Here is a 4,440-nt window from a genome sequence, read left to right as displayed (position 1 = left end):
GGCCACCGCGGCCGTGCGGTCGGTGCAGGCGTCCGCGACCACCACGGTCAGCGTGGCGGTCCCGGCGAGCGCCCGGTGGTCGGCGGCCCGGGCCACCGCGGCCAGCGCGCCGGGCAGCAGCTCCGCCTCGTCGTGGGCGGGCACCACGACCGCCACGGCCTCGACGGTCACACCAGCCCCTCGCGGGCCGCGACGCTGGGCGGCCGGTTCCGCCCCAGCGTCGGCCGCTGGTGCACCTGGAGGACGAAGTCCTCCTCGCGGTGATCGGCGAGCAGGGCGAGCCCGGGCGCGTCGGCGAGGCGGTCGGCGACCTCCGAGCCGCGCATCACGTGGTCCGCCACCGGGTGGTCCCAGTGGACGGTGACCAGCGTCCCGTCGGGCTCCAGCGACTCCACCGCCTGCCGCACCAGGACCTCGAGGGCGGCGGTGTCCAGGTAGTAGAGCACCTCGGAGAGCACCACCAGGTCGAAGCGGTCCGGCGGCCACTCCTCGGGCAGCACCCTGCGGTCGACGGTGACGCCGGGGAGGTCCGCGGTGCGGCGCCGGGCGGTGTCCACCGCGGCGGGGACCCGGTCGCAGGCCAGCAGCCGCTCGCACCGCGCGGCCAGTCCCCGCGTCAGCTCACCGACGGAGCAGCCGGCCTCGAAACCTCGCCGGTAGCGCTCCAGCGGCAGCGAGGCGAGCGTCAGCGCGTACTTCCGTCGCTCGTACCACCGGCGGGTGAGCTGCCAGGGGTCCTCGGCGCGGCGGTACATCTCCGCGAAGTAGTCCTCGGGGGTGGGGGAGCGGCTCATCGCAGCACCAGTTCCGTGTCGCGCAGGTGGTGGGCGAGTTCCTCGGGCGGCAGCACCGCGGCGTCCGCCGGGTCCGGACCCAGGTCGGTGATCTGGCTGGTGAAGCAGCGGACCGCCGCCGCTTTCGCCTCCCGCACCGGGGGCGGCAGCGCGATGCGTGCCGCGCGCTCCCACGGCACCCTGGGGTCCCCCGGACGTGCCCAGTGCCACATCCACACCGGGTACTGCGCGCGGGGCACCGCGGTCGCCGCGGCGGCGGCCCCGGCCGCTCGCCCGACCGCCTCGTGGTCGCCGTGCCGGTCCTCCTCCCAGGGGGCGAGGCAGAGCACGGCGCCCCGCAGCAGCGGCAGCAGGCGCCGGGTCAGCTCGTGCTCGTGGCGGGCGACCCCGGTGTCCGGCAGCCCCAGCCGCACGGGCGCGGTGCGGTCGGCCCCCAGCGCCGACAGGGCGCGGTGCAGTTCGCGGGCGCGCAGCTCCGCCAACTGCACCGGGGTGACGCGCCGGCTGTCCGGGTGGGAGCGCTCGCCGTCGGTGACGGTCACCACGGTGAGCTCCACGCCCGCTGCGACGAGTCGCGCCAGCGTCCCGCCCATGCCGAGGACCTCGTCGTCGGGGTGGGCGGCGAGCACCACCACCCGGCCGGCCGACGGCAGCGGGAAGGTCGGGAAGTGCGCCCACCGTTCCCAGGAGCGCCACGCCGCCTCCGGGGTGCCGGGGGCCTGGATGAGGTCCGCGGACCGCGGTTCCGGCCCGGCCGCCGTCATCGGCCGGCCCCGAGCCCGGCGACCAGCGCGCCCAGGGCGGCGAGGTCCCGTTCGGCGTGGTGCTGGCGCACGTAGACCGTCAGATCGGCGACGGCGCGCGCGTGGCGCGGATCGTGGCACAGCGGGCCTGCGCCCGTGGCGCGCCCGACGTGGTCGAGCACGGCCGAGCAGGCGTCGGCGATCAGCGCCCGGATGCGCAACGCCCGCACCTCCGCCGTCCCGGTGGCGTCCTCGGGGTCGGCGTCGATCTCCTGTGCCGCCTGGGCGAGCGCGGTCCGGGCGACGTAGAGCTGCACGTCGACCGCCCCGGTGTGGGCGTCGGTGAGGGGGTCGGAACGGCGTGCCGACCGGTCGCGCAGGATCCGTGCGACCGCGTGCGCCCCGCCGAGCCAGCACGCCGCGACGCCCACACCGCCGTGGTGGAACCCCGGCCGGTTCGTGTAGGCGCCGGGGGCGCCGACCGGTGTGCCCGGCAGGTCGTGGAAGCGCACGTCCAGGCTGTCGCTGCCCGCCATGCCGATGGCGGGCCAGGTGCCGGGCACGGGCCGGCAGCTCCGGCCCTCCGCCGGCCCCTGGTACGGGTCCGGGACCGGTGCGCCGGTGCGCACCGCGAAGAGGCGGTCGCCGTCCTCGGTGGCCGCCGTGACCAGCGCGTGGGTGCAGGTACGCGCGCCGGAGCAGTAGCGTTTGAGCCCGCTCAGCAGCCACCGGGAGCCGTGGCGGGCGGCGGTGAGCCCGGGCCCGGGCGGTTGCGCCGCCCACACGCCCCAGTACTGGCCCCGGTGGGCGGGCTCGGCTCCGAGTTCCGCCAGGATCGCGACCGCGTCGAGGTGGCCCTCCAGGAGCCGTGCCGCCCCCAGGTCCTCCCGGGCCGTGTCGGAGAGCAGGGCGAAGCGCTGGTCGGTGCGGCCGGCTCCGGGAAGCGGAGCGGCGCCGACGCCCTCCGGCAGCTCGTCCACGGTGCGGGTGAAGGTCCGGGCGGACCGCCGCAACAGGATGTCGGGGGTCTCGGACATCACGGCGTCCGTCGCCTCCGGTGCGTCGGTCCGGACGCCGGCGGTGTCGCGCATGGTCGGGCCTCCTTCTGACGGCGGGTGCCGCCCGGGCCGGGACCGCGCGGCGGCGACGCAGGTCGGGCACCCGCTGCCGCTGGTGTCGGGTGCCCGGCACCGCGTGCGCAGAAACGGTTCTTCCGAGTCCTGCCCGGATGCTTCGCCGACCGGCCCGTCCGTGTTCGTTCCCAGCACTGCGGAGCACCGGGTGGAGCGGGGCGAGCGGCCGCCCCGGCGGTCAGCGGTCCCGGCCGTCGGCCGACGCCGGGACGGCCTCCCCGGGCCGGGAGGTGAGCGCATCGGCGGTCAGCCGGAACTCCTCCATGAGGCGCGCCGCCTCCACGATCAGTACCCCGTAGGGCCGCGAGGGGTCGGCCAGCGGAAGGTCGTGCGCGCGGGCGGCCTCGGTCACCCCCTCCAGGGCGTCCTCCGCGGCGGCGGAGAGCTCGCACAGCCGGGCCGACTGCTCGGCCAGCCGATCCGCGTCCAACTCGGTCAGCAACTCCGTCATGGCGCCCAGCGCCGCCGCGAAGCGCCCGTAGGCGGTGAGCGCCGCGGAGTAGGAGTAGGTGTTCTCCTCCTGCCGCCAGCGCTGGAGGCTGCGCGTGAGCGAGGCGAGCTGGTGCACCGTGCGTTCCAGCGCCCCCAGCACCCGGCGGTACCGGACGAACTCACGGTGCGGGCGGTGGCGCGGCAGCAGCTTGCGGGGGTTGAGGGCCATGCTGCTCTCCGCGGTCTCCATGCCGGAGCGTGCAGCGGCCAGCGACCGGTCGGCGCGATCGCTGAGACGGCACCACCGCTCGGCCCGCTCGGAGTCCACGTCCCCGCTGTCCAGCCCGTCCGCGAGCTCCCGGAGCAGCGTGGTCAGCTCCTGGGCCAGCGTCCGCAGCCCGTGCTCCGCGCCCCGGTAGCGCAGCGGCGGGAAGACCGTCAGGTTGACCAGCAGGCCGAAGCCGCAGCCGACGACGACCAGCAGGACGATCTGCCCGAGTTCGGTCGCCCGCCCGACCGTCGACTCCGCGGAGAGGTAGGCGGAGAACGCGAAGAACGCGGCGGTCGCCACCTGGGAGCGCTGCTCGCCGAGGGCGGGCCACCGGCCGATGGTGAGGGCGAGGAGGGCGACCACCGCGAAGGCGAGGAGCGAGGGGCCGGTGAGGAGTACGACGGCGGCCTGGAGCAGCACCCCCGCGATGACGGCGCCCGTGTAGCGGGCCGCCTGCCACAGCGAGCGGTGGATGGTGACGTTCATCGTCAGTACCGCGGAGAACGGGGCGAACGCGGGGGACTCCGCGCCGATCACGTGCTCGGCGACCCACCACGCGCCCGTCGCGGCGAGGGTCGACTTGACCACCAGCAGGGCCGTGTCCCGTTCGGTCCCGCTGGAACGGACGGCCCGGCCGAACCAGTCCGCCGTCCGTATCGCTCGTTGCTTCATCTCTCGCGCCTCTCGTCCGCGCTTCGGTGGGGTGGGGGCGGGTGAGGCCCGTTCGGCGGCGGGACGGCGGAGGTCGCGCGAGGAGCGGCGCGCGCGGCGGTGGTCGCCGGGCCGGAGCCGGCCGGTCGGGTTCACCCGGTCGTCTCCTCCCGTGCCCGCGCACGGCGGCGTCATGCCTGGCCCGTCCCGTCGGGGAGGTGCCCCACGCGCCGGCCGCTCCGACGCGGCCACCGGCCGCCGGCCGGTGGACCTCGGCCGCTCCCGGGGAGCGGCCGCGTGCCGTGCCCGTGCTCGCGGACACGGCGCGCAGGTACCCCGGGGCTCCCGGCGGGCGGGGCGCGGCCTCCGCGTCGGCCCCGGCGGATGTGGCGGCGCGGTGCCGGGTGCAGCGTGGT

4 protein-coding genes are annotated in these 4,440 nt (G+C 77.0%); all 4 read right to left on the bottom strand.

Features of this window, described 5'->3' with window-relative positions; all coding sequences use genetic code 11:
* Positions 1-167 precede the first annotated feature (167 nt).
* A complete protein-coding gene (locus HCN52_RS22185; RefSeq protein WP_168090216.1) occupies positions 168-794 on the bottom strand; it encodes a class I SAM-dependent DNA methyltransferase in 627 nt (208 codons plus the stop codon).
* A complete protein-coding gene (locus HCN52_RS22180; protein ID WP_168090215.1) occupies positions 791-1,558 on the bottom strand; it encodes a PIG-L deacetylase family protein in 768 nt (255 codons plus the stop codon). The genes HCN52_RS22185 and HCN52_RS22180 overlap by 4 nt, the downstream gene beginning before the upstream one ends.
* The gene (locus HCN52_RS22175; RefSeq protein ID WP_168090217.1) at positions 1,555-2,574 is read right to left on the bottom strand and encodes an acyl-CoA dehydrogenase family protein; all 1,020 of its coding nucleotides are present in this window, start codon (positions 2,572-2,574) and stop codon (positions 1,555-1,557) included. The genes HCN52_RS22180 and HCN52_RS22175 overlap by 4 nt, the downstream gene beginning before the upstream one ends.
* 274 nt (positions 2,575-2,848) lie before the next feature.
* A complete protein-coding gene (locus HCN52_RS22170) occupies positions 2,849-4,045 on the bottom strand; it encodes an FUSC family protein (protein WP_168090214.1) in 1,197 nt (398 codons plus the stop codon).
* Positions 4,046-4,440 lie beyond the last annotated feature (395 nt).

The sequence above is a fragment of the Streptomyces bohaiensis genome (assembly GCF_012033785.1).
GTDB lineage: Bacteria > Actinomycetota > Actinomycetes > Streptomycetales > Streptomycetaceae > Streptomyces > Streptomyces bohaiensis.
This window is presented reverse-complemented; position numbering and strand designations above follow the sequence as displayed.